Genomic DNA, 23,536 nt, shown 5'->3' with positions numbered 1-23,536 from the left:
GAGCGAGACCAGGGACCCGGAGAGAGCGGCCGGATCGACCGACTTGTCGGTCTTGGCCTGGTTGGCCTTGATGGCTTCACCGAGTGGCCCGGCCACCGAGTTGAGGACCTTCATGCGGATCTTGAAGAACCGCTTGTCCCCTTCGGCTGCACCGAGAGTGACCACTCGGAGAATGGCATCGTTCTTGCGCCAGAAGGCGAGAAATCCGTCCACCAGGTCTTCCGACGTGGTGAAGCCGGTCTTTCCCACCCAGGACTTTCCATCGAGGAGCTCCTTGAGCTCCACGCTGTCCTCGGCCATTTCCTCGGCGATTTCGAGGACAGCGCCCTCGACATCCGGGAAGTACTGGTAGAAGGTCGCGGGGGAGGTACCCGCCATACGGGCGACGTCGATGACCTTGACGTCCCGGTAAGGCGACGTGCTGAGCATCTCGCGGAGGCAGTCGAGCAGCTTCTGCCGCGTCTCCTGTCCGCGTCGCCCGGCGACGCGACCGTCGACGGTGCGAACTTGTCCTGTCATGCCGTCAGCTTACCGTGGCACGATCTTGGCGCGATTCGGTGATGTGACTATTACTCCAGGCGAGGGGTGATCAGCCGACGGATATTCAGCTGCCGCTCCCGCGCACGATGCCCCCCCGTGTTCTGACGGAGCCCCAGCGTGACGGGGTGTCGGCTGAGGGATGGTCGGGTCGCGCAGAGTGACCGTCAGGGCCCGGATCCGTCGGTCCGTCAGTTCCGGTCCGGCACCACGCGGTGCGAGGGCCCCGAGCAGGGCCGATTCGCCTGGCGGCGGGGGAGATTGGATCAGGCGGGGCAGGCGTTGGAGAATCGGGGGCGGCGCACCCCGACCGGGTGGCCGCAGGACGGGGAGGTGGCAGCGGAGTGGACCAGCTTTCAGCGCACGATCCGAGGCGGATCGGGCCCTTCGAGGTGCTCGGGCGGCTCGGTGCGGGCGGGATGGGCCTGGTCTACCTGGCGCGCTCCGCGTCCGGCCGGCGGGTCGCGATCAAGACCGTACGGGGGGAGCTGGCCGAGGACGAGCTGTTCCGGGTCCGGTTCGCCCGGGAGATCGCGGCGGCCAAGACGGTGGGCGGCTTCTACACCGCGGCCGTGGTGGACGCCGACGCCGACGCACCGGTGCCGTGGCTGGCCACCGCGTACGTGCCCGCGCCCTCACTGGAGGAGCTGATCGGGCACTGCGGGCCGCTCCCGGTGGACGCCGTCCGCTGGTTGATCGCGGGCATCGCCGAGGCCCTGCAGTCCATCCACGCGGCCGGGTTGGTGCACCGCGACCTCAAGCCGTCCAACGTGCTGGTGGTCGAGGACGGCCCCCGGGTGATCGACTTCGGGATCGCCGCCGGGGTCTCCAACTCCCGGCTCACCATGACCAACGTCGCGGTCGGCACCCCCGCCTACATGTCGCCGGAGCAGGCCAAGGACAGCCGCAGCGTGACCGGCGCCAGCGACGTGTACTCGCTCGGCTCGCTGCTGGTCTTCTGCGCCACCGGCCACGCTCCCTACCGGGGTGCCAACCCGGTGGAGACGGTCTTTCAGCTGCTCCGCGACCAGGCCGACCTGTCGGGTCTGCCGGTCGAACTGGCCGACCTGGTCCGGGCCTGCATGCGCCCCGCCCAGGAGGAGCGGCCGACGCCCGCGCAGATCCAGGCCGAGCTGGCCCCGCACCTGTTCTCCCGGGACGACGCGGCCGGCGAGGCGGGGGACTGGCTGCCGACCGTCGCGCTGGACCTGATCGAGCGCAAGCGCACCCGCCGGACCGTCTCACCCCCGCCCGTACTGCCGCCGGTGGTGCCCCCGCAGCCGCCGGGGCCGGCCTCGGTGGTCACCGAGAAGATCGCCGAGCGCCGGGCCCCGGCCGCCGGGGAGATCCGGCTGGCGGGCGCCGCCGTGCCGATAGGGCCCGGGCCGCGGGCGGAGGCCGCGCTCCTGACCGGGGCCGCCGCACCCGGCACGGACTGGGTCCGGCGGGCCGCCCCGGTCGCGCCGCCCGCGCCGCGCTGGCGGCCGTGGCGGTTCCGGATGTCCAACGACGTCTGGGGCACGCCCGTGGTCGCGGGGGGCACCCTGTTCGTCTCCAGCTTCGAGGTGCACGCCCTGGACATCGGCTCCGGGCAGCGCCGTTACAAGACCCGCGACGTGGCCTGGGCGCTGGCCGTGGACGCCGGGCGGGTGCACGCCGCCGACGGTCCGCACCTCTACACGGTGGACGTGGCCGACGGCACCGAGCGCTGGCGGAACTCGCTGGACGGCTGGATCTACTCGCTGGACGCCGCCGACGGCGTGCTCTGCTGCGGCATCAGGGGCGGTGGCGTACAGCTCCGTTCGGCCGCCAGCGGCGCCGAGCTGTGGCGGGCCGACGACGCCCAGCAGGACTACGAGAACCCGCAGTCCGGGCCCGCGCTGGTGGGCGGTGCGGCGTACTACTACGGCGGTGGGCGGCTGCGCTGCGTCGATCCGCGCGGCGGGCGGCTGCGGTGGGCCTTCCAGGTCGGCGAGGAGGTGCCGTCCCGGCCGGTCGAGCTGGGTGGAACGCTCTATCTGACGTCCGGTACGCGGGTCTACGCCCTGGACGTCGCGACCGGGGCCGAGCGGTGGCGGTTCGAGGCGGCGGTGGTGCTCTTCACGCCACCGGCGGTGGACGGCGGGGCGGTGTACGTCGCGGACTACCTCGGGACGGTCTACTCGCTGGACGCCGCGACCGGGCGGGACCGCTGGCGGGGGCGGACCGGGAGCCGGCAGGGGGCCGAGCCGGTGGTGGTCGCGGGCGGCACCGTCCTGGTCGGGGCCGGGGACACCCTGCACGCCTTCGACACCGGGTCGGGGCGGGAGCGCTGGCGCTACAGCGCGCGCGGCGAACTGGTCGGTGCCCCGGCCGTCGCTGACGGCCTGGTCCACCTGGGCAGCCGGGACCACTCGCTGCACACCCTCGACCTGAGCACGGGTCAGCTCCGCTGGGAGCTCGGCACCAAGGGCGAACTCACCGGCTCCCCGGTGGCGGTCGGCGGCCGGGTCTTCGTCGGCAGCAAGGACCGCTGCGTCTACGCCCTGGACGCCTTCTACGGCACGGCGGTACCCGGCTGACCGAAGCGGGTCGCCGGGTAGGACCGGGCCCGGCAGGCCGTACCCCCCTTGCGCGGKGGGKGGCCTGCCGGGCCTGGTTGTCGGAGGGTCAGAGACTGCCGAGGGTCACCTCGGTGGTCTTGGTGGCGCCCTCGCGCTGGTAGGTGACGGTGACCTTGGCGCCGGGCTGGAGTGCGGCCAGCGCGGTGGTCAGATCGTTCAGGTTGGCGACGGTGGTGTCGCCGATCTTGGTGATCACGTCGCCGGGCTGGAGGCCCGCCTCGGCGGCGGGGCCGCCCGCGGTGACCCCCACGACCACCGCGCCCGCGGGCTGGTAGTCGGCGTTGAAGTAGGTCCGGGCGGTGATGCCGAGCGCGGCCCGGCCGGAGTTGGTGACCTTGCCGTCCTTGATGAGCTGATCGGCGATGTTGGTGATGGTGGAGGCCGGGATGGCGAAGCCGATGCCGGGGGCGGCGCTGCCGTTCATGTCCGGGTCGGTGGCGGCCAGGGTGTTGATGCCGATCACCTGGCTGGAGAGGTTGACCAGCGCGCCGCCGCTGTTGCCCGGGTTGATCGCGGCCGAGGTCTGCACCATGTTGCCGATGGTGGCGCCCGGCGAGTCGCCGCCCTTGGGCTCGGAGACGGTCCGGCCGGTGGCCGAGACGATGCCCTGGGTGACGCTGGAGGAGAGCCCGAGCGGGCTGCCCATGGCCAGCGTGATCTGGCCGACCTCGACCTTGCCGGAGTCGCCGAAGGCGGCCGGCTTGAGCCCGCTCGGCGGGCTGTCGAGCTTGATCACCGCGAGGTCGGAATCGGGGTAGCTGCCGACCAGCGTGGCCTGGAGGGCCTTGCTGCTGTTGGCCAGCGTGACGGTGAAGGTCTTGGCGCTGCCGACCACGTGGGCGTTGGTGATGATGTCGCCCTTGGTGTCGTAGACGATGCCCGAGCCCAGCCCACTGGTGGTGGTGATCTGCACCACCGAGGGCAGCACGTTGGCGATCACCTTCTGGTAGTCGTCCTGGAGCTGGTTGCCGCTGGACGGTGCCGGGGCCGAGGGGCTGCCGGACGCACCGGCCGAGGAGGAGCCACCGCTGCTGCAGCCGGTCACCAGCGCGGCCGCCAGCACCAGGGCCGACCCGGAGAGCAGCAGGCGGGGCCCGGTCGGTCGCGGACCCGCCGGGATCGGGCGGGTGGGTTCCTTCTTGGGGTGCACCTGGACGTCCTCCGGTTCCGTACGCGGACAGCATTGGGCAGCATTGCACCGATATGTCCGATTCGGCAGAATCGACGCGCCGTCACGTCCGGCCAGGAGCCCGGGCTGTTCCGGTCCGGTCCGCCCCGGTGGCGGCAAGGTAGTATCCGGGGCATGACGTGGTTGATCACCGGCGGAGCCGGCTACATCGGCCGACATGTGGTGCACCAGCTCGCCGAAGCGGGTGAACGCGTGGTGGTGCTGGACGATCTCAGCAGCGGTTCGGCCGACCGGATCCCCGCCGGGGTGCCACTGGTGCAGGGATCCACCCTCGACCGCGCGGACCTGGACGCGGTCATCAAGGGCCACGGCGTCACCGGCGTGCTGCACATCGCCGCCAAGAAGCAGGTCGCCGAATCGGTCGCGGAGCCGCTGCTCTACTACCGGGAGAACCTGACCGGGCTGCAGAACGTGCTGGAGGCCGCCGTCGCGGGCGGTGTCCGCAAGGTCCTGTACTCCTCCTCCGCCGCCGTCTACGGCACGCCGGACGTCGACCTGGTCACCGAGTCGACGCCCTGCGCACCGATCAACCCGTACGGCGAGACCAAGCTGGTCGGCGAGTGGCTGATCCAGGCCGCGGCCAAGGCGTACGGCCTGTCCACCGTCGCACTGCGGTACTTCAACGTCGCCGGGGCCGCCTCTCCCGAGCTGGGCGACGACGGTGTCTCCAACCTGGTCCCGATGGCCTTCCAGCGGCTGACCGACGGTCAGGCCCCGCTGATCTTCGGCGACGACTACCCCACCCCCGACGGCACCTGCGTCCGCGACTACATCCACGTCGCCGACATCGCCTCGGCCCACGTCGCCGCAGTGCGCCGCCTGAATGCCGCCACCGAGCCGATCTCGCTGACCCTGAACATCGGCCGTGGCGAGGGCGTCTCGGTCGCCGAGATGCTGGCCGTCATCGCCAGGATCAGCGGCAACCCGGTCGCCCCCCAGGTCGCCCCCCGCCGGGCCGGCGACCCGGCCCGGGTGGTCGCCTCCGCCGAGCTGATCCACCGTGAGCTCGGCTGGGAGGCCGAGCACGACATCGACGCCATGGTCAGCTCCGCCTGGGCCGCCTGGCAGCTCCGGCACTGACCACCCGTCAGCGGGCCACCCGGGTCCGCCAGGGGAGCTCGACCGTGACCGAGGTCGGGCCGCCGGCCGGGCTGTCGACCAGCAGCAGGCCGTCCACCGCGCCGATCCGTTCGGTGAGACCGGCCAGGCCGCTGCCGGGGTAGGAGGCCGCGCCGCCCTTGCCGTCGTCCTTGACCTGGAGCATCAGGCGGTCGGGGGCCTGCCAGACCTCCACCGAGGCGGACCTGGCCCCGGCGTGCTTGGAGATGTTGGTGAGCAGCTCGCTGGCGGTGAAGTAGGCGATGCCCTCGACGGCCGAGTCGGGCCGGCCGGGCAGGTCGACCTTCACGGTGACACCGCCGGGGACGGTGCAGCGGGCGGCGATCGCGGAGAGGGCGCCGTCCAGCCCACGGTCCGTCAGGACGGCCGGGTGGATGCCCCGGGCCAGGTCGCGCAGCTCCTGCAGGGCGAGCTTCACCTCGCCGTGCGCGGCGCCGACCATCTCGGCGGCCGCCTCGACGCTCCGGGGGTCGGAGGTCTCGGTGAGCTTCTCCTTGGCCAGGCCGAGGTCCATCGCCAGGGCCACCAGCCGGGCCTGGGCGCCGTCGTGCAGGTCGCGCTCGATCCGGCGCAGGTCGGCGGCGGCGGTGTCGACCACCGCACCCCGGTCGTCCTCCAGTTCGCGGACCCGCTCGGAGAGCGGGGTCGGGCTGAGCAGGCTGTCCACCAGCATCCGGTCCACGGTGGACAGGAAGCGGGCCGCCCACGGCAGCAGGGGCCAGCCGACCAGCACCAGCACCACGGTGAGGGTGAAACTGATGATCCCCCAGGGCAGCAGCAGCACCGCGTACAGCGCCGAGCGCCAGCCCAGCGCATCCGTCAGAACTGCCGACACCCGGGCGGCGATACCCGGACGAGCGGCCAGGACCGGCGGCGCCTCGGCCATCTCCAGATCCAGCGCCAGTGCGCAGCGGTGGCGGGCGAACTGGCCGAACCGGCGGCAGCCGGACAGCCCCGCGGCCAGCAGCGGCAGGCCGACCACCGTCACGGCGAGCGCGAGCCCCACGCTCAACAGCGTGACCGTGAAGGCGAATCCGACCACCCCGAGCGGCAGATTGAGCAGTAGGTGCTGTACCTGGCGCCAGAGCTTCGCCCCGTAGAGCGGGGGACGGTCCGGGGTCTCCTGCATCATGCACCAAGCCTCTCGTAGAACCTCTGTGACCAGCATCGCGGTTCGGGACGGGCCCAGGCCATGGGGGCAGTTGGCATTCCGGGGGTGGGGATATCCCCACCACGGTGTGTCTTACGGGTCGGGCAGGGGGTAAGGGGAGCAGGGCGCTGCACTTAGACTCACGCCTTGACGGTTTCGGATGTGTGAGATCAGCGGTGCACCGGGAGGCGAACGCATGGAGGGGCAGTCGGCCGTGGCCGACCCTGCCGTGGGTGGTGGCTACTTCGACGCGTACGCGGCGGTGGGCCTGCTCGCGGTCGTGGGAGTGCTGTTCATCGCGGTGTCCTTCACCGCCAACCGCCTGCTCCGGCCGGTGGTCCACTCGCCGGAGAAGCTGCTCGCCTACGAGTGCGGCGTGGACCCGGTCGGTGTGGGCTGGGCGCACACCCAGATCCGGTACTACGTCTACGCCTTCCTCTACGTGATCTTCGCGGTCGACGCGATCTACCTCTTCCCGTGGGCGACCGTCTTCGCCGCCGCCGGGTTCGGGATGGCCACGCTGGTGGAGATGTTCGTCTTCATCGGCTTCCTCGCGGTCGGGCTGCTCTACGCCTGGAAGAAGGGCGTTCTGGAATGGACGTGACGCACTCGCACGGTGCCGGGGGCGCGATCCCGCTGGGCATCCCCGACCCGGCCCACCCCGGTGCGGTGGAGCCCGCCCGGCTCGGCCCGTTGGCCCGGCTGGCGCCGGACCCGGTCAAGGTGGTGCTCAACTGGGGCCGCCGGTACAGCCTCTGGTGCTTCAACTTCGGGCTGGCCTGCTGCGCGATCGAGTTCATCGCCGCCTCAATGGCCAAGCACGACTTCATCCGGATGGGCGTGATCCCGTTCGCACCAGGCCCTCGGCAGGCCGACCTGATGATCGTCTCGGGCACCGTGACGGACAAGATGGCGCCCGCCGTGAAGCGGCTGTACGAGCAGATGCCCGAGCCCAAGTACGTGATCTCCTTCGGTGCCTGCGCCAACTCCGGTGGTCCGTACTGGGATTCGTACTCCGTCACGAAGGGCGTCGACCAGATCATCCCGGTCGACGTCTACGTGCCCGGCTGCCCGCCCCGTCCCGAGGCGCTGCTCCAGGGCATCCTCAAGTTGCAGGAGAAGATCGCGGCCGAGTCGCTGCCGCAGCGGTACGCGGCGCCCGCCGCCGCGCTGCGCCGACCGCTGGTGGCCGGGCCGGAGGCTGACCGGAAGTGATGGACCCCCAGACCACCGCCGAGGCGATCGGCGAGTGGGCCACCGCCACCGAGGCGTACCAGCTGCTCACTGTGGACGTGCCCGCCGAGCACTGGATCGAGGCGCTCACCGCCGCCCGGGACACCCTCGGTCTGACGTACTTCGACTGGCTGAGCGCCGTCGACGAGCTGGCCGACGGCTTCTCGGTCGCCGCGCACCTGGCCGATGCCGGCGCAGGTCCGGTCCGCCACCTGCTCATCCGGACCAAGGTGGCCAGGAACGCCGCCGCGCTGCCGACCGCCGTCGGCGTCTACGCTGGGGCGGGCTGGCACGAGCGGGAGACCGCCGAGATGTTCGGCATCGACTTCACCGGCCACCCGCACCTGGTCACCCTGCTGCTGCCGGACGGCTTCGAGGGCCACCCGCTGCGCAAGGAGTTCGTGCTCGCGGCCCGGGTCGCCAAGGCCTGGCCCGGCGCCAAGGAGCCCGGCGAGAGCGAGGGCGAAGGCCCGGCCCGCCGCAAGATGCAGCCGGCCGGTGTGCCCGACCCGAACGAGTGGGGTCCGCTCAAGGGCACCCTCCCCCCGATCGCCGAGCGCCCGGCGCGCGCCGCCCGTACGCCCCGCGCGGCCGCCGCAGGGCCGGCCGCGGAGGGCGCGGCAGGCACTGAGGCCGCACCCCGTCCGCGCCGTACCCGCAGCATCAGCGACGGCTCGGTCAGCCAGAGCGAAGGCGCCCCGCCCGCGCCCGCGCCCGAGCGCCCGCGCCCGGCGCGCACCCAGTCCGCGGACGCGCCGTGGCACAACCCGGTCCCGGCCACCGCTGACGAACCGTCGGCTCCGCCCGCCCCGCCTGCTCCGCCCGTGAGCGGTGGCCCTGGCGCCCCGGCGGTACCCCCCGTATCCACGGAGCCCGAGCCGAAGGACGGAGACAGCGCATGACCTTCCTCGAAATGCTGCTGCGCTGCGTCGCGGTGCTGATGGTCTTCCTGGTGTTCCCGCTGGTGATCGGCCAGACCGAGCACAAGGTGATGGCGCACATGCAGGGCCGGCTCGGCCCGATGTACGCGGGCGGCTTCCACGGCTGGGCCCAACTGGTGGCCGACGGCGTGAAGTTCGTCCAGAAGGAGGACATCGTCCCGGTCGACGCCGACCGCCGGGTCTTCCAACTGGCGCCCGCCGTCGCGTTGCTGCCGTACCTGGTGGTGCTGCTGGCGATCCCGGTCGGGCCCGGCGGCTTCGTCGGGCAGGCGGTCGACGCGGGGATCTTCTTCGTGCTCGCCGTGATGGGCATCGGGGTGCTCGGCTCGCTGATGGCGGGCTGGGCCTCGGCCAACAAGTTCTCGCTGCTCGGCGGTCTGCGCACGGCCGCCCAGCTGATGGCGTACGAGCTGCCGATGCTGCTGGCCGCCGCCTCGGTGGCGATGGCGGCCGGCACCCTCTCGCTGCCCGGCATCCTGGAGCAGTTCGAGTGGTGGTGGGTGCCGTGGCAGATCGTCGGCGCCTTCGTGTTCTTCGTGGCGGGGCTGGCCGAGCTGCAACGTCCGCCGTTCGACATGCCGGTGGCCGACTCCGAGATCATCTTCGGCGCGTACACCGAGTACACCGGTATCCGCTTCGCGTTCTTCCTGCTCTCCGAGTACGCGGGCATCCTGGTGATCTCCGCGCTCACCACGGTGCTCTTCCTGGGCGGCTGGCACGGCCCGCTGCCCGACCAGCTCGGGTGGCTCTGGACGATCCTGAAGACCTTCGCCCTCGCCCTGGTGGTGATCTGGCTCCGGGTCACCTTCCCCCGGCTCCGCGAGGACCAGCTGATGAAGTTCGCCTGGACCACGCTGATCCCGCTCGCCCTGGCCCAGCTCGCCCTCACCGGCATCGTCAAGGTGGCGATCTCCTCATGAAGCTCCCCGGTAGCGGCCTTGCCAAGGGCCTGGCCGTCACGCTCCGCACCATGACCAAGAAGACGGTCACCGCGCAGTACCCCGAGGTGCAGCCCGACCTCGCCCCGCGTACCCGGGGCGTGATCGCGCTGCTGGAGGAGAACTGCACGGTCTGCATGCTCTGCGCCCGGGAGTGCCCGGACTGGTGCATCTACATCGACTCCCACAAGGAGACGCTGCCCGCCGTCGACCCGAACGCCCGGGCCAGGACCCGCAACGTGCTGGACCGGTTCGCGATCGACTTCTCGCTCTGCATGTACTGCGGGATCTGCATCGAGGTCTGCCCGTTCGACGCGCTGTTCTGGTCCCCGGAGTTCGAGTACGCCGAGACCGACATCCTGGAGCTGACCCACGAGCGGGACCGGCTCCGGGAGTGGATGTGGACGGTGCCCGCACCGCCCGCCCTCGACCCGGCGGCCGAGGAGCCCAAGGAGATCGCGATGGCCCGCAAGGCCGCCGACAAGGCACACGCCGCCGCGGTCGCGAAGGCGGGTGACGAGTCGTGAGCGTGCTGGCCGCCGTCGGCCCGTTGGAGCCGGCCGCCCGTTCCTTCCTCTCCCCGACCGGGGTGGAGATCGTCTTCCTGTTGGTCGGCGTCGCGGTGCTGGGCGCTGCGGTGGTCACCGTGACCACCAAGCAGCTGGTGCACGCCGCGCTCTGGCTGGTGGTCGCGCTCGGCGGCCTGGCGGTGGAGTTCCTGCTGCTCACCGCCGAGTTCATCGCCTGGGTGCAGGTGCTGATCTACCTCGGCTCGGTGGTCGTCTTGGTGCTGTTCGGCCTGATGCTCACCAAGGCCCCGATCGGCCGCTCCCCGGACGCCGACTCCGGCAACCGGTGGGCCGCGCTCGCCGTCGGCCTGGCCACCGCCGGCACCCTGGTGACCCTGGTGGTGGACGCGTTCCGCACCTCCTGGATCGACCTGGGTGCGGGTGCGGGCAGCGCCAGGGCCACCGGCGAGTACCTGTTCCGGCACTGGGTGCTGCCGTTCGAGGCGCTCTCCGTGCTGCTGCTGGCCGCACTGGTCGGCGCGATCGTGCTGTCCCGCCGGGACGACGAGGGCAAGAAGCCCAGGCCGCGCCCGGGCAAGCTGCGCGCCGGCAAGGCCGTCGGCACCACCAGGGAGCGCTGACGATGCATCTCGCCTACCCCGCCGTCCTGGCCGCCCTGCTCTTCGCGGTCGGCGTCTACGGCGTGCTCGCCCGGCGCAACACGGTGCTGGTGCTGATGTCCGTCGAGCTGATGCTCAACGCCGTCAACCTCAACCTGGTCGCCTTCGACGTCTGGCTGCGCGACGCGCTGCACGGCGGCCAGGCGCTCACGCTCTTCACCATCACGCTGGCCGCCGCCGAGATCGGCCTCGGCCTGGCCATCGTGCTGCTGGTCTTCCGCACCCGCCACACCGCCGACATCGACCGCCTCACCGCGCTCGGTGACCCGGCGGAAGACGACCCCGCAGCAGACGACGAAACGTCGGACGCCACGTCAGCAGAGGCCGTCGCATGAACCTCGCCCTCCCCGTCCTGGTCCCGGTGCTGCCCGCACTCGGCGCCGTCGCCACCCTGGCCTCCGGCAAGCGGGCCCCCGGCCTGACCCGGCCGCTGGCGATCCTGCCGGTGGCCGCCTCGGCGGTGCTCGCGCTGGTGGTCGCGCTCCAGCTCGGCACCGGCCAGAGCCTGGACGCCGCCACCCGACTGGCTCCGACCGGCGGCCCCGAGCTCTCGCTCGCCCTGCACCTGGACGGTTTCAGCTCGCTGATCTCGGTCCTGGTCGGCCTGGTCGCCACCTGCGTGCAGGTGTACTCGACCGCCTACCTGAAGGACGACCCGCGCTACCCCTCGTACGCGGCGCTGGTCTCGCTCTTCACGGCGGCGATGTTCCTGGTCGTCTACTCGGGCGACCTGGTGGTGCTGCTGGTCGGCTGGGAGGTGATGGGCATCTGCTCGTACTTCCTGATCGGTCATCACTGGGAGACCGCCGACGCCCGCTCCGCCTCGCTCAAGGCCTTCCTGGTCACCAAGCTCGGCGACGTGCCGTTCCTGCTCGGCATCTTCCTGCTCGGCAGCGACGCCGGGACGTTCCAGATCGAGGGCGTGCTCAAGGCCGCCACCGACGGGCAGCTCTCGCACCCGACGCTGACCGCGCTGCTGCTGCTCGCGGGCGTCGCGGGCAAGAGCGCCCAGTTCCCGCTGCACACCTGGCTGCCCGACGCGATGGCCGGTCCGACGCCGGTCTCCGCGCTGATCCACGCCGCCACCATGGTCGCGGCCGGCATCTACCTGGTGGCCCGGCTGCTGCCGGTCTTCCTGGCCTCCGGCGCCGCGCTGGTGGTGCTGTCGGTGATGGCCGCCGTCACGATGGTCGGGTCCGCCCTCTGCGCGCTCGCCCAGGACGACCTCAAGCGGGTGCTGGCGTACTCGACGGTCGGTCAGCTCGGCTACATGGCGGGTGCGCTGGCCGCCGGTGACCGGCAGGCCGCGGTCTTCCACCTGGTCAGCCACGGCGCCTTCAAGGCGCTGCTGTTCCTGGCCGCCGGTGTGATCATCCACACCGCGCACACCAACTCGCTCAGCGCGATGGCCCGGATGCCCGACCTGCGCAAGAAGGTGCCGGACGCCTACTGGACCACCGGCATCGCGCTGATCGCGCTGATCGGACTGCCGCCGTTCTCCGGCTTCTTCAGCAAGGAGGCGGTGCTCACCGCCGCCGAGCACGCCGCCACCGGCGAGGCGCTGACCAACGGCCTCGGCCCGGCCTCCGCCGTGCCCGCCACGGCCGGCTGGATCGTACTGGTCGCCGCCGGGCTGACCGTGCTGCTCACCGCCGCGTACGCCGCCCGGCTCTGGCTGCTGGCCTTCCACAGCGCACCGGTCGCCCTGACCGCCGCCACCGACGCCCCGTACTCCGCCGAGATCGACGAGGCCGACCCGGCGCACGCCGAGCCGCCCGCGATGCGCTGGCCGCTCTGGGTGCTGGCGATCCCGACCATGGGCTTCGGCCTCTTCGGCCTGCGCTCGGACTGGCTGCCCGCGCTGCTGGACGGCGGCTCGCTCCGGCCCGCCCTGGAGACCGCCGTGATCGCCACCGGCCTCGCGGTGGCCGGCGCCCTGATCGGGTACGGCGCCTGGCGCTCCGTCACCGCCCGGGCCGCCGCCGCTGCCGAGCGTGTACCGGAGCAGGCGGGCCCGCCCGCCGCCGAGACGCTCGCCCCGGTCACGCCCAAGCCGCTCGCCGACCCCGGCCGGCTGCTGCTCGGGCCGCTGTTCGGCCCGGCGCTGCACGGCTTCCACGTGGACCGGCTGTACAGCGCGCTGTTCGTCCGCCCGACCCTGGCCGCTGCGCAACTGGTCCGATTCCTGGACCGCGAGGTCGTCGAGACCTACGTCCGGGGCACCGGCACCGGCGCCAACCTGCTCGGCTGGGCGGTCCGCCGGAGCCAGACCGGCAACGCCCAGACCTACCTGAGCGTGCTGCTCGGCGCCGTCGTGGTGCTCACCGTCCTGGTGGCGGTCGGCTCATGACCCTCTCTCACCTCTGCTGCTCCGGAGGCCCCCGGTGAACGTGCTCCTCATCGCCCTCCTGGCCCTGCCCCTGCTGGGCGCCGCCCTCACCCTGGCCCCGCTCGGCGAGCGTGCCGCGCTCCGCCTCGGCGTCGGGGTCACCGGCGCCGTACTGGCGGGCACCATCGCGCTGGCCGCCTGGTTCGACCACTCCACGCCGGGCCGGATGCAGGCGGTCACCGACGCGAGCTGGATCCCCGCGATCGGGGTCAGGTTCCATCTCGGGGTGGACGGCATCTCGCTGCCGCTGCTGGTGCTGACCGCGCTGCTCACCTTCCTGTGCGCGGTGTACTCCACCCGCAAGCTCCCGGCCGGGCCCGGCGCCCGGGCCTTCACCGGTCTGGTGCTGCTGCTCGAAGTGGGCATGCTGGCCACCTTCGTGGTGCTCGACCTGGTGCTGTTCTTCCTGGCCTTCGAGATCGTGCTGATCCCGATGTACTTCCTGATCGCCCGTTGGGGCAGCGGCGCCAAGGTGCCCGCCGCCAACCGGTTCATCCTGTACACCCTGCTCGGCTCAGCGGTGATGCTGCTCGGCTTCCTGCTGATCGGCAGTCAGGCGGGCACCTTCGACCTGACCGAGTTGGCCACCGCGCACGGCAGCGGCCTGACCCACACCACCCAGGTGACCGCCGCGCTGGCGATCATGCTCGGCCTGGCGGTGAAGGCTCCGGCCTTCCCGCTGCACAGCTGGCTGCCGGACGCGCACACCGCCGCGCCCACCGTCGGCTCGGTGCTGCTGGCCGGCGTGCTGCTCAAGATGGGCACCTACGGCCTGGTCCGGGTGCTGCTCCCGGTGGTCCCGGACGGCACCGCGACCCTTGCCCCGTACCTCGGCGCGCTGGCCGCCGTCGGCATCGTCTACGGCTCGCTGGCCTGCCTGGCGCTGGCCAGGCCCGGCGCCAAGGGCGACCTCAAGCGGCTGATCGCGTACTCCTCGGTCGGCCACATGGGCTTCGTCCTGCTCGGCATCGCCTCGCTCACCCCGATCGGGGTGAACGGCGCGCTGTTCGCCAACATCGGCCACGGCCTGATCACCGGCCTGCTGTTCTTCCTGGTCGGCGCGGTCAAGGACCGCTACGGCACCGCCGACCTGGACACCCTGGCCGGTGCCACCGGCGCCGCGCTCTACGGCCGGGCACCCAGGATCGGCGGGCTGCTCGCCTTCGCCGCCGTGGCCAGCCTCGGCCTGCCCGGCCTGGCCGGCTTCTGGGGCGAACTGCTCGCCATGTACGGCGCCTTCGACCCGGCCGCCGGGCTCTCCCGCCCGGCCTTCCTGACCTACCTGGTGCTGGCCGGCCTCGGCACCCTGCTCACCGCGGGCTACCTGCTGGTGGTGGTCAAGCGGGTCTGCATGGGCGACCCGAAGCAGCCCGGCCTCTCGGATGTGCCCGACCTGCAGGCGTACGAGGCCGTCAGCTGGACCCCGCTCGCCGCGCTCACCGTGGTCGCCGGGCTCTGGCCCGCGCTGCTCCTCGGGCTCTCCGACCCGGCCGTCAAGCACCTGCTCGGAGGTGGCTGACCGTGCCCGCCTCCACTCCACTCCTTCTGGGGCAGCCCGCCATGACTCCTCTCGCCGTCGCCGACCCGGGCGGTCTGGTCCAGTCCGTCGACTGGGTGGCCGTCGCGCCGCCGCTGATCGCCGCGCTGGCCGGTCTGGTGGTGCTGGTCGCGGACCTGTTTTTGAAAGAGCACAGCTTGAAGGGCAGCCAGAAGAAGGCGCTGTCCTGGATCGCGATCGGCGGCCTGACCCTGGCGCTCGCCGCGCTGCTCCCGCTCGCGCTCGGCGACCCGCGCTCGACCTTCTGCGTCACCGACGGCAGCTGCTCGTACGTGGTGGACCACTTCACCCTCGCCTTCCAGCTGCTCGCGCTCGGCGGCGCGCTGATCGCGGCGCTGCTCTCGGTGCACACCGTGACGGCCGACCGGCTGCCCGGCGGTGAGTTCTGGTTCCTGCTGCTCAGCAGCGCCGCCGGAGCCGCCCTGCTGCCCGCCTCGCGGGACCTGGCCACCCTGGTGGTCGCGCTGGAGGTGGCCTCGCTGCCCGCCTTCGCCCTGGTCGCGCTCCGCCGGGACGGCCGGGGCGCGGAGGCCGCGCTCAAGTTCTTCCTCACCTCGGTCACCGCCACCGCCGTGATGCTGCTCGGCGTCAGCTTCGTCTACGCCGCGACCGGCACCCTGCACCTGTCGGCGATCGCCGACGCGCTGACCGTGGCACCCGCCCAGCTGCGCCACCTGGCCGAGGTCGGGGCGGTGCTGACCCTGGTCGGCTTCGCGTTCAAGACCGCCGCCGTCCCGTTCCACTTCTGGGTGCCGGACACCTACGTCGGCGCGCCGGTGCCGGTGGCCGGTTACCTCTCGGTGGTCGGCAAGGCGGCCGGCCTGGCCGGGCTCGCCCTGGTCACCACCGTCGCGTTCCGCCCGTACGGGCACACCTGGGGCCTGGTGCTCGCGGTGCTCGCGGCCGTCACCATGACCGCCGGGAACGTCGCCGCGCTGCGCCAGCGCTCCGCTGCCCCCAACAGCGCGGTGCGGCTGCTCGCCTGGTCCTCCGTCAGCCAGGCCGGGTACCTGCTGGTGCCGCTGGCCGCCGCCGGATACGCCGACTCCGACCGCCCGGTCGGGGCCACCGTGGCGTACGCGCTGGTCTACGGCGTGGTGAACCTGGGCGCCTTCGCGGCGGTCGCGGCCACCGGGCACTCCCGGCTGGACGACTTCCAGGGCCTGTTCGCCCGGAACCGCTGGACGGCGCTGGCACTGGCCTTCTTCCTGCTCTGCCTGGCCGGGCTGCCGCCGGGCGTGGTCGGCCTGTTCGGCAAGGTGGTGGTCTTCCGCGCGGCGGTGGACGCAGGTCTCGGCTGGCTGGCGGTGGTGATGGCGGCCAACGTGGTGGTCGCGCTGTACTACTACCTCGCCTGGACGGCGAAGCTCTTCGCCGCCGGGGCCAGTGCCCCGGCCCGGGTCCCCGGTCCGCTGCGGGCCACCCTGGGGCTCACCGCCGGGGTCGCCGTGGTGCTCTCGGTGGCCCCGCAGCTGGTGCTCCAGGTGGTCTCGGGCTCGCTCTTCTGACCCACCTCGAGTGGTGCCGGGAACGAAGCCGCCTCGTCCTGCCGTTGATCCTGGCAGAGGGACGATTTCAGAAGGCTTCCCACCGCACCACCTGGAGGGCCTGCGTGCACCGGCAGCACAACGGGTTGAGGACGGCTGCACTGCTCGGCGGGCTGTCGGCGCTGATCCTGGTGATCGGCAGCTTCTTCGGCCGGACGGGCTTCGTGCTCGCGCTGCTGATCGCCCTCGGCACCAACGCCTACGCGTACTGGAACAGTGACAAGCTCGCCCTGCGGGCGATGCGGGCCCGCCCGGTCAGCGAGATCGAGGCACCGCAGCTGTACCGAATCGTCCGCGAGCTCTCCACCTCGGCCCGGCAGCCGATGCCCCGGCTGTACATCTCGCCGACCCCGGCCCCGAACGCCTTCGCGACCGGGCGGAACCCGCGCAACGCGGCGGTCTGCTGCACCGACGGCATCCTGCAGCTGCTCGACGAGCGCGAGCTTCGCGGGGTGCTCGGCCACGAGCTCAGCCACGTCTACAACCGGGACATCCTGATCTCCTCGGTGGCCGGGGCGCTGGCCACGGTGGTGATGTTCCTGGTGAACTTCGCCTGGCTGATCCCGTTCGGGCGGAGCGAGGACGACGACGGGCCCGGCCTGTTCGGGATGCTGGCGATCATGATCCTCGGCCCGCTGGCCGCCTCCCTGATCCAACTGGCCGTCAGCCGGTCCCGGGAGTACCAGGCCGACGCCGACGGAGCCCGGATCACCGGCGACCCGCTCGCCCTGGCCAGCGCCCTGCGCAAGCTGGAGACCGGCACCCAGCGGCTCCCGCTGCCCCCCGAGCCCCGGCTGAAGGCTGCCGGCCACATGATGATCGCCAGCCCGTTCCGGACCGGCGAGAGCGGCACCCGCTTCTTCGCCACCCACCCGCCGATGGCCGAGCGCATCGCCCGCCTGGAGCGGATGGCCGGCCACCGGCTGCCGTGACGCCTCGGTCCCGGCGGGTGCGCTCAGTCCCGGTAGGTGCAGAGGGCCCAGACCACGAAGCCGCTCAGCGCGATCACGACCAGGGACCAGAGCGGGTAGTAGGGCAGGAAGAGGAAATTCAGCACCAGATTGAGCGACACCAGGGCGATGCCGACCACCCGGCCCCAGGCGGCGCCCTTGAGGACACCGAAGCCGACCACGACGAGCACCACGCCCATCACCAGCTGGATCCAGCCCCAGCTGGTCAGGTCGAACTGGAAGACGTAGTTCCGGGTGGCCACGTAGAGGTCGTCCTTGGCGATCGCGACGATGCCCTGGAAGATCCCCAGCAGGCCGCTGATCAGCATCATCACCCCGGCGAACATCACCAGGCCGGTGACGGCCCCGGAGTTTCGGCGGCCTCCGCCCGAGACCGGGACGGGACCTGACGGATCGTGGAGCGGACCGGATGCCTGGGCCATGACTGTCTCCTGTTGATCGCCTGACGCTGTACCAGTTTGTCCAAGTATGTGAGGGCGGTCAGTATCCGGCATTCCGGACGGAGCGGCAGATGGACGGCCGACCGGCGCCAGGAGACGATGAGAACGGCAGGAGAGGGGTCAGCCATGAGCGTGCATCGCTTCCACCGGGACCACGGCAGCCACTCGGTCACCGTCACCCTCCGGCACGGTCGGCACACCGAGATCGAGCTGCTGGTGGACGGCAAGGAGGTCGGGCTGCAGCGCGTCGACGGCCACGGCCCGTGGACCGTGCGGGACGCGCTGCCGGACGACCCGCCCCGGCCGTTCAGTGTCCGGATCGGCCCGGAGGGGCCGGCCTGCGTGCTGGAGATCGACGGTACCGAGTGGCCGATGGTGGTCAGCTGAGGTGCAGTTCGGCCCCGGTCGGCGGGTTGGCCCCGGCTCGGGAGACGGTGACCGCGGCGGCCCTGGCGGCGTACCGGAGCAGCTCGGCCAGGACCGCCGGGGTGATCGCCGCGAGGGCCGGGCGGGCGGCCGCGCCGAGCAGGCCGTGGGTGGCCAGCGCGTCCAGGACGGCCGCCATGAAGGAGTCACCCGCGCCGACGGTGTCGACCACGGTGGCCGGTGCGGCGGGTTCCTCGACGGTGCAGTGCCGGGTGAAGGCGGCCGCCCCGTCGCCGCCCCGGGTGATCAGGACCAGCGCGGGGCCGAGGCCCAGCCAGTGCTCGGCCACCTGCTGCTCGGACCACCCCGGGTGGAGCCAGGCCACGTCCTCGTCGCTGGCCTTCACCACGTCGCCGAGCGCGACACAGCGCTCGACCTCGGGCAGCACCTCGGCGGGGGAGCCGAGCAGGGCGGCCCGGATGTTCGGGTCGTAGCTGACCGAGGCGTCCGCCCGGAGCCGTTCCACCAGTCCGAGCGTGGCGTCCGCACCGGGCGGCAGCACGGCCGCGATCGAGCCCAGGTGCACGTGGTCGGCCCGGACCGGCGGGTCCACCGGCCGCAGTGACCAGTGGATGTCGAACTCGTACCCGGCCTTGCCGTCCGGATCGAGCGTGACGATCGCGGTCGGCGTCCGCACCCCGGTCTGACCGTCGGTCAGCAGCTCCACCCCGGCCGACCGCAGGTGGGCGGCGATCAGCTCGCCGGCCTCGTCCGCCCCGAGCTGGGTGAGCAGCGCGACGCGGTGGCCCAGTCGCCCCAGCCCGTACGCCACGTTGGCCGGGCTGCCGCCGGGGTGCGGGATGTCCGGCTGCCCGGGGGCGCGGACGATGTCGGCCACGCTCTCGCCGACGACGAGGAAGGACGGGGAGGATGCGGTCATGGGCCGTTGGACTCCGGTACGGAAGAGGGTCGCGGACGACCTTCACCGTACCGATCACCCTGGTTGCCGGGGAGTGGGGCGGTTACGCTGGCCGCTCCTGGGGCGGGAGGTGGGGGTGTGGTGGGGGAGGGCGAGCTGCTGGCCGAGCTGCTGGCGGCGGTGCGGCAGTTGGCCGGCCGGTCGGCGGCCCGGCCGTGGTTGGTGCGGCTGGCCTCCGGGGAGGTGTCCGCCGAGACGCTGCGGGTGGCCGTCGAGGCGGCCGGACTGGACCCGGACGAGGGCTTCCAGGGCTGGGCCGTGGACGGGCCGGAGGCGACGGAGGCGCAGGAGCGGCTGGACCGGCTGCCGGGGCGCTGCGCGGTGGGGGAGGGACCGGAGGGGCTGCTGATCCTCAGTCAGGGTGTCCCGGAGGACGATCTGCCGGCGGCGCTCGGGGACGTGGGCCGGGTGGCGGTCGGACTGCTCCGGATCGGCCCCGAGGCCGCGCGGGAGACGCTGGCGGACGTCCGGGCGGTCGCCGCGCTGGCGGGTGGCCGGGCCGGGCTCTGGCGGTACCAGGACCTCTGGCCGCTGGCGGCGACGGCGGCCCTGGCCGACCGGCTCGACCCGCTGCTGGCCCCCGCCGTCGCCACCGCCCGGACCTTCCCTCATCTGGCCGACGCGGTACGGGCGTTCGCGGATCACGGCTTCTCGGTGGACTTCGCCGCCCAGGCCCTGCGGCTGACCGCCGACACGCTGGCCCGCCGCCTCGACCGCTGGCAGCAGCTCACCGGCGCGGACCTGCGCACGCTGCCCGGGCTGACCGCCTCGCGCACCGCGGTGGAGCTGGCGGCGCGCGGGCGCTGAGGCGGCCGGGCCAACTCGGCTCGGGCGGGTCAGCTCGACTCGGGCGGCAGGCCGACTCCGGTGCGGAACGCCGTGAGGGCGAGGGAGAGTTCGACGACGTGGGCCGGTTCGCCCAGCGTGCGGCTGGTCAGCTGCTCCAGGCGGCGGATCCGGTTCAGCACGGTGTTGCGGTGGCAGTAGAGGCGGTCGGCGGCGGTGGTGGCCGAGCCGCCGGAGTCCAGCCAGGCGGCCAGGGTGTCGAGCAGGGAGTGCCGCTCGGCGTACGGCAGGGCGAGCACCGGGGCGAGCAGCCGGGTCAGCCGCTGGGCCAGGTCGGGCTGGGCCACCAGCAGGGCGGCGGGCAACCGGTCGTCCAGGTGGGCCAGTTCGGGGCCGTCGGCGGTGCAGGTCTGCAGGGCGGTCTCGGCCAGCCAGCGAGCTCGTCCGACATCGGCGAGCGAACCGACCACCGGGCTGATCCCGACCCGGACCGGCTGCCCGCCGAACTGCCGCGCCAGCTCGGCTGGTTCATGGCCGCGCAGCTGGACCAGCGCCACCTCGCGGTCGGCGTGGATCCGCCAGAGGAGCCGAGGCCCGTCCTGATCATCGGTCAACTGCTCATGGCTCGCCCGGGATTGGTGGCCGGGCAGCGGGCGGAGCACCGCCACCAGGTAGCGTCCGCGCTCGGGCAGGCCGAGCCGGGAGACCGCCTCGGGGATCGATCCGGTGGCCACGCCGGAGCCGTCCAGCAGGGTGTCGAGCAGCGCGGTCCGCCGGTCCTGGTCCCGGGCCGCCAGCGCAGCCGCGGCGCTGCGGTACGACTCGGTGACGGCGTCGCAGGTCTGGTCCAGGACGTCCCACAGGTCGGCGGCCAGCGGCAGCAGCTCGGGCAGCGCCCCGGGGTGGTCGACCCGGACCAGCTCGGTCACCCGCAGCCACATCAGCCGGCCGCCCCGGCGGTAGGCGTGCAGCAGAGAGGCCAGCGGCAGCCCCTGCTCGGCCCGACGGCGGCCGGTCAGGATGGCGTCGGCCAGGTCGATCGGCCGCCCCTGGGCATGCTCCAGCAGCGCGGCCAGCGCCTGGCAGAGGTTGTGCTGGATCCGGGCCCGCAGCTCGGCGGGCGGCACCAGCTCGACATACGCGGCGTCCCGGCGGAGGATCTCGGCGGTCAGCTGGTGCGCCACCGCAGGGAAACCGGCGATCAGCGGCCCCTGCACCAGGCCGACGATCCGGATCGCCTCGGAGCGGCCGGGGGCGGTGGTTGTGGCCCGAGCATCCATGCCGCTCTCCCTCGCTGTCGTCCGCGTCGCGCCGGCCGAACGCTGCGCGGCAGGTCAGCGTGGCACGGAAGGCCGGGCCCGGGTAGCCCTCCGTCGCGAAGCGTCCGCCGGACTGTGCGGGTGCCCAGTCGGGCCGGGGGCGGGTTGGGGAGGTGCAGCGGATTGCCTCCGGGTGGTTCTCCACCCGGTCGGGCGGGTGCCCGTGATGCCCGGCCGCCGCCCCTTCGAACCGCCCCTTCGGACGCCGGGGGCGGCGACGTCTCCTCGCTGCGTGAGGTGCTGGTCGGCGGCGCGGCCTGCCCGCCCGCGCTGATGACCGGCTTCGAGGAGCGGTACGGCGTCCGGGTGATCGCGGCCTGGGGGATGACCGAGACCTCCCCGCTCGGCACCGTGGCCCGTCCGCCGCAGTACGCCAGGACCCGCTACCGGGCGGGCGAACTGACCGTCACCCTGCTCGGTGACTGAGAGCGCCGGCCGAGGGTCGGTTCTGGCCCCTCGGCCGGCGGTCGGTGCCGCGCTCAGGTGAGCAGCTTGGCCTTGGCCTTCTGGTACTCCTCTTCGGTGAGGGCGCCCTGATCCTTGAGCGCGGCGAGCTTGGCGAGTTCGTCGGCCCCGCTGGCGGAGGCCGCGCCGCCCGCAGGGGTGCCCGCAGCCTCGCGGACGTACTCCTTGAATGCGGCGTCGGCCTTCTGTGCCTGTTCGACATCCCGGTGGCCCATCGACTTCCCACGGGCGATCAGGTAGACGAAGACGCCGAGATAGGGCAGCAGGATCACGAAGATCAGCCAGCCCGCCTTGCCCCAGCCGCCCATGTCGTGGCTGCGGAAGATATCCGTGATGATCTTGAAGAGCAGGAAGAACCAGAGGACCCAGATGAACAGCCACATCATGGTCCAGAACACGTTGAGCAGGGGATAGTCGTCCATGCAACCCAGAGTGGTGACTGCTCGGGCGCCCCGCGCGCGGAGCCGCGGCAGGTTGCGCCGTTCGGGGCAGACCGGTCGCACGGGGCGGGTCGTTGGACTCGCCAGCGGGGGATGAACCCCCGTACGGGCCGGGATCATGGGAGGGTGGGTGCCATGAAGGTGCTCGCTTTCGTGCTGAACGTGATCTGGTTGATCTTCTGTGGCATCTGGATGGCTCTCGCCTATGTCGTCGCCGGGATCATCTGTTGCGTCCTCATCGTCACCATCCCGTTCGGCATCGCGTCGTTCCGGATCGCGGGGTACGTGCTCTGGCCGTTCGGGCGGACCACGGTGGAGAAGCCGGACGCCGGTGCGCCGTCCTGCGTCGGGAACGTGATCTGGCTGGTGTTCGCCGGGTGGTGGCTGGCGCTGGGTCACATCGCGACCAGCATCCCGCTGTTCCTGTCGATCATCGGGATCCCGTTCGGCTGGGCGAACCTCAAGATGATCCCGATCTCGCTGATGCCGCTCGGCCGTGAGGTCGTGCCCACGGACGAGAAGTTCGGCGCTCGCTGAGGCTCGCTGCCGGTTCGGTCAGCCGTCGGTCCGGTCGACGTCGGCGGCCCGGGCGCGCAGGATCGTGGCGGTGGCCTCGTCGGCCGGCAGGAACGCCTCCAGGTGCAGCTCGGCGAGCGTGACGTCGAGTGCGGTGGCGAACGAGGTGATCGTGGTGATCAGGCGCAACTCCCCGTCCGGGGTGGCGAGTCGGAGTGGGACGGCGAAGCCGAGGTGGTCCGGGTCGGGAGCCGCGGGCGGCAGGTAGCCCTCCAGCTCGGCGATGAAGGCGGCCAGGCGTGGGTCGTGGCCGCCCTTCGCCAGGGCCCGGTGCATGTTCTCGGTGACGTGGCGGCCCCACTGGGGGAGGTTCAGAACGCGGCGGGCCATGCCGTCGGGGTGCAGCAGCAGCCGGAGCATGTTGACCGGGGGAGCGAGGAGCTCGGCCGAGCAGCCCTCGGTGATCAGGTCGACGGCGCTGTTCGCGGCGACCAGCTCACCGTACGGGCGGAGCACCAGCGCGGGGTAGGGCAGATGGCCGCGCAGGATGACCTCCAGCGCCTCCCTCACGGGGCCGAGCATCGGGGTCTCCAGCCGGGACTCGGGGTACACGGGTGCGTAACCGGCCGAGTGCAGCAGGGAGTTGCGGTCGCGCAGCGGCAGGTCGAGGGACTCCGCGATCCGGATCACCATGGTCCGGCCCGGGCGGGAGCGGCCGCGTTCCATGAAGCTCAGGTGCCGCTGGGTGGTGCCCGCTCGCAGGGCGAGGTCGAGCTGGCTGAGCCTGCGTTCGGTCCGGCGGCGGCGTAACTCGGCGGGGAACGGGCTGGGTTCGGTAACTGTGCTCACCGGACGGTTATA

At 72.5% G+C, this 23,536-nt stretch carries 24 protein-coding genes and 1 pseudogene; 17 read left to right on the top strand and 8 right to left on the bottom strand.

Going from position 1 to position 23,536, the window contains the following annotated elements; translation table 11 throughout:
- The coding region (locus ACXJMZ_RS06425; protein WP_457028970.1) for a TetR family transcriptional regulator at window positions 1-519 on the bottom strand (519 nt) is incomplete at its 3' end.
- 362 nt (window positions 520-881) lie between these two features.
- On the opposite strand from ACXJMZ_RS06425, the gene ACXJMZ_RS06420 reads away from it, so the two are divergent.
- The gene (locus ACXJMZ_RS06420; RefSeq protein WP_457028969.1) at window positions 882-3,098 is read left to right on the top strand and encodes an outer membrane protein assembly factor BamB family protein; all 2,217 of its coding nucleotides are present in this window, start codon (window positions 882-884) and stop codon (window positions 3,096-3,098) included.
- Window positions 3,099-3,186: 88 nt separating this feature from the next.
- Here the strand turns inward: ACXJMZ_RS06420 and ACXJMZ_RS06415 are convergent, their stop codons facing one another.
- On the bottom strand, window positions 3,187-4,260 hold the full coding sequence (locus ACXJMZ_RS06415) for a S1C family serine protease (RefSeq protein WP_457028982.1): 1,074 nt from the start codon (window positions 4,258-4,260) through the stop codon (window positions 3,187-3,189).
- A 183-nt stretch (window positions 4,261-4,443) separates the two neighbouring features.
- Here ACXJMZ_RS06415 and galE point away from each other — a divergent pair, with 183 nt between their 5' ends.
- Complete coding sequence (galE, locus tag ACXJMZ_RS06410; RefSeq protein WP_457028968.1) at window positions 4,444-5,409, top strand: UDP-glucose 4-epimerase GalE; 966 nt, start codon at window positions 4,444-4,446, stop codon at window positions 5,407-5,409.
- Between the two features lie 7 nt (window positions 5,410-5,416).
- Here galE and ACXJMZ_RS06405 read toward each other — a convergent pair whose 3' ends face one another.
- A complete protein-coding gene (locus ACXJMZ_RS06405) occupies window positions 5,417-6,580 on the bottom strand; it encodes a sensor histidine kinase (protein ID WP_457028967.1) in 1,164 nt (387 codons plus the stop codon).
- Window positions 6,581-6,794: 214 nt separating this feature from the next.
- On the opposite strand from ACXJMZ_RS06405, the gene ACXJMZ_RS06400 reads away from it, so the two are divergent.
- From ACXJMZ_RS06400 to htpX, 11 genes are all read left to right on the top strand, one after another.
- Window positions 6,795-7,202, top strand: coding sequence for an NADH-quinone oxidoreductase subunit A (locus ACXJMZ_RS06400; protein ID WP_457028966.1), 408 nt, complete (start codon window positions 6,795-6,797; stop codon window positions 7,200-7,202).
- Window positions 7,193-7,813 carry an NADH-quinone oxidoreductase subunit B gene (locus ACXJMZ_RS06395; protein WP_457028965.1) on the top strand — a complete coding sequence of 207 codons (621 nt, stop codon included), beginning with the start codon at window positions 7,193-7,195 and terminating at the stop codon, window positions 7,811-7,813. The genes ACXJMZ_RS06400 and ACXJMZ_RS06395 overlap by 10 nt, the downstream gene beginning before the upstream one ends.
- On the top strand, window positions 7,813-8,733 hold the full coding sequence (locus ACXJMZ_RS06390) for an NADH-quinone oxidoreductase subunit C (RefSeq protein WP_457028981.1): 921 nt from the start codon (window positions 7,813-7,815) through the stop codon (window positions 8,731-8,733). Before ACXJMZ_RS06395 ends, ACXJMZ_RS06390 begins: the two co-directional genes overlap by 1 nt.
- Window positions 8,730-9,692 (top strand): complex I subunit 1/NuoH family protein, encoded by a 963-nt coding sequence (locus ACXJMZ_RS06385; protein ID WP_457028964.1) that lies wholly within the window; start codon window positions 8,730-8,732, stop codon window positions 9,690-9,692. The genes ACXJMZ_RS06390 and ACXJMZ_RS06385 overlap by 4 nt, the downstream gene beginning before the upstream one ends.
- Entirely contained in the window at window positions 9,689-10,237 is a 549-nt protein-coding gene (locus tag ACXJMZ_RS06380; RefSeq protein ID WP_457028963.1) for a NuoI/complex I 23 kDa subunit family protein, read from the top strand. The genes ACXJMZ_RS06385 and ACXJMZ_RS06380 overlap by 4 nt, the downstream gene beginning before the upstream one ends.
- Entirely contained in the window at window positions 10,234-10,860 is a 627-nt protein-coding gene (locus ACXJMZ_RS06375; RefSeq protein ID WP_457028962.1) for an NADH-quinone oxidoreductase subunit J family protein, read from the top strand. Before ACXJMZ_RS06380 ends, ACXJMZ_RS06375 begins: the two co-directional genes overlap by 4 nt.
- A gap of 2 nt (window positions 10,861-10,862) precedes the next feature.
- On the top strand, window positions 10,863-11,234 hold the full coding sequence (gene nuoK / locus ACXJMZ_RS06370; protein WP_457028961.1) for an NADH-quinone oxidoreductase subunit NuoK: 372 nt from the start codon (window positions 10,863-10,865) through the stop codon (window positions 11,232-11,234).
- A complete protein-coding gene (locus tag ACXJMZ_RS06365) occupies window positions 11,231-13,249 on the top strand; it encodes an NADH-quinone oxidoreductase subunit 5 family protein (protein WP_457028960.1) in 2,019 nt (672 codons plus the stop codon). The genes nuoK and ACXJMZ_RS06365 overlap by 4 nt, the downstream gene beginning before the upstream one ends.
- Before the next feature lie 34 nt (window positions 13,250-13,283).
- Entirely contained in the window at window positions 13,284-14,807 is a 1,524-nt protein-coding gene (locus ACXJMZ_RS06360; RefSeq protein WP_457028959.1) for a complex I subunit 4 family protein, read from the top strand.
- Between the two features lie 41 nt (window positions 14,808-14,848).
- Window positions 14,849-16,354, top strand: coding sequence for an NADH-quinone oxidoreductase subunit N (locus ACXJMZ_RS06355; protein WP_457028958.1), 1,506 nt, complete (start codon window positions 14,849-14,851; stop codon window positions 16,352-16,354).
- Between the two features lie 104 nt (window positions 16,355-16,458).
- A complete protein-coding gene (htpX, locus tag ACXJMZ_RS06350; protein WP_457028957.1) occupies window positions 16,459-17,325 on the top strand; it encodes a zinc metalloprotease HtpX in 867 nt (288 codons plus the stop codon).
- A gap of 23 nt (window positions 17,326-17,348) precedes the next feature.
- Here the strand turns inward: htpX and ACXJMZ_RS06345 are convergent, their stop codons facing one another.
- Window positions 17,349-17,786: a DUF7144 family membrane protein gene (locus ACXJMZ_RS06345; protein WP_457028956.1), complete on the bottom strand. Its 438-nt coding sequence runs from the start codon at window positions 17,784-17,786 to the stop codon at window positions 17,349-17,351.
- 144 nt (window positions 17,787-17,930) lie between these two features.
- Between ACXJMZ_RS06345 and ACXJMZ_RS06340 the strand changes: the two genes are divergently transcribed.
- Window positions 17,931-18,191: a hypothetical protein gene (locus tag ACXJMZ_RS06340; RefSeq protein ID WP_457028955.1), complete on the top strand. Its 261-nt coding sequence runs from the start codon at window positions 17,931-17,933 to the stop codon at window positions 18,189-18,191.
- On the opposite strand, the gene ACXJMZ_RS06335 is transcribed toward ACXJMZ_RS06340, so the two are convergent.
- Window positions 18,184-19,110, bottom strand: coding sequence for a carbohydrate kinase family protein (locus ACXJMZ_RS06335; protein WP_457028954.1), 927 nt, complete (start codon window positions 19,108-19,110; stop codon window positions 18,184-18,186). The genes ACXJMZ_RS06340 and ACXJMZ_RS06335 overlap by 8 nt on opposite strands.
- Window positions 19,111-19,227: 117 nt before the next feature.
- On the opposite strand from ACXJMZ_RS06335, the gene ACXJMZ_RS06330 reads away from it, so the two are divergent.
- Window positions 19,228-19,956, top strand: a complete 729-nt coding sequence (locus ACXJMZ_RS06330; RefSeq protein WP_457028953.1) for a helix-turn-helix domain-containing protein — start codon at window positions 19,228-19,230, stop codon at window positions 19,954-19,956.
- 29 nt (window positions 19,957-19,985) lie between these two features.
- Here ACXJMZ_RS06330 and ACXJMZ_RS06325 read toward each other — a convergent pair whose 3' ends face one another.
- On the bottom strand, window positions 19,986-21,215 hold the full coding sequence (locus ACXJMZ_RS06325; RefSeq protein WP_457028952.1) for a PucR family transcriptional regulator: 1,230 nt from the start codon (window positions 21,213-21,215) through the stop codon (window positions 19,986-19,988).
- 240 nt (window positions 21,216-21,455) lie between these two features.
- Between ACXJMZ_RS06325 and ACXJMZ_RS06320 the strand changes: the two are divergent.
- Window positions 21,456-21,632 (top strand): annotated as a pseudogene (locus ACXJMZ_RS06320) (AMP-binding protein); the annotation flags it as partial.
- Window positions 21,633-21,733: 101 nt separating this feature from the next.
- On the opposite strand, the gene ACXJMZ_RS06315 reads toward ACXJMZ_RS06320, so the two are convergent.
- A complete protein-coding gene (locus tag ACXJMZ_RS06315; protein WP_457028951.1) occupies window positions 21,734-22,141 on the bottom strand; it encodes an SHOCT domain-containing protein in 408 nt (135 codons plus the stop codon).
- A 153-nt stretch (window positions 22,142-22,294) separates the two neighbouring features.
- On the opposite strand from ACXJMZ_RS06315, the gene ACXJMZ_RS06310 reads away from it, so the two are divergent.
- On the top strand, window positions 22,295-22,696 hold the full coding sequence (locus ACXJMZ_RS06310; protein WP_457028950.1) for a YccF domain-containing protein: 402 nt from the start codon (window positions 22,295-22,297) through the stop codon (window positions 22,694-22,696).
- Between the two features lie 18 nt (window positions 22,697-22,714).
- Here ACXJMZ_RS06310 and ACXJMZ_RS06305 read toward each other — a convergent pair whose 3' ends face one another.
- Window positions 22,715-23,524 carry an MmyB family transcriptional regulator gene (locus ACXJMZ_RS06305; protein ID WP_457028949.1) on the bottom strand — a complete coding sequence of 270 codons (810 nt, stop codon included), beginning with the start codon at window positions 23,522-23,524 and terminating at the stop codon, window positions 22,715-22,717.
- Window positions 23,525-23,536: the final 12 nt, after the last annotated feature.

The sequence above is a fragment of the Kitasatospora sp. P5_F3 genome (genome assembly GCF_054049135.1).
This window is presented reverse-complemented; position numbering and strand designations above follow the sequence as displayed.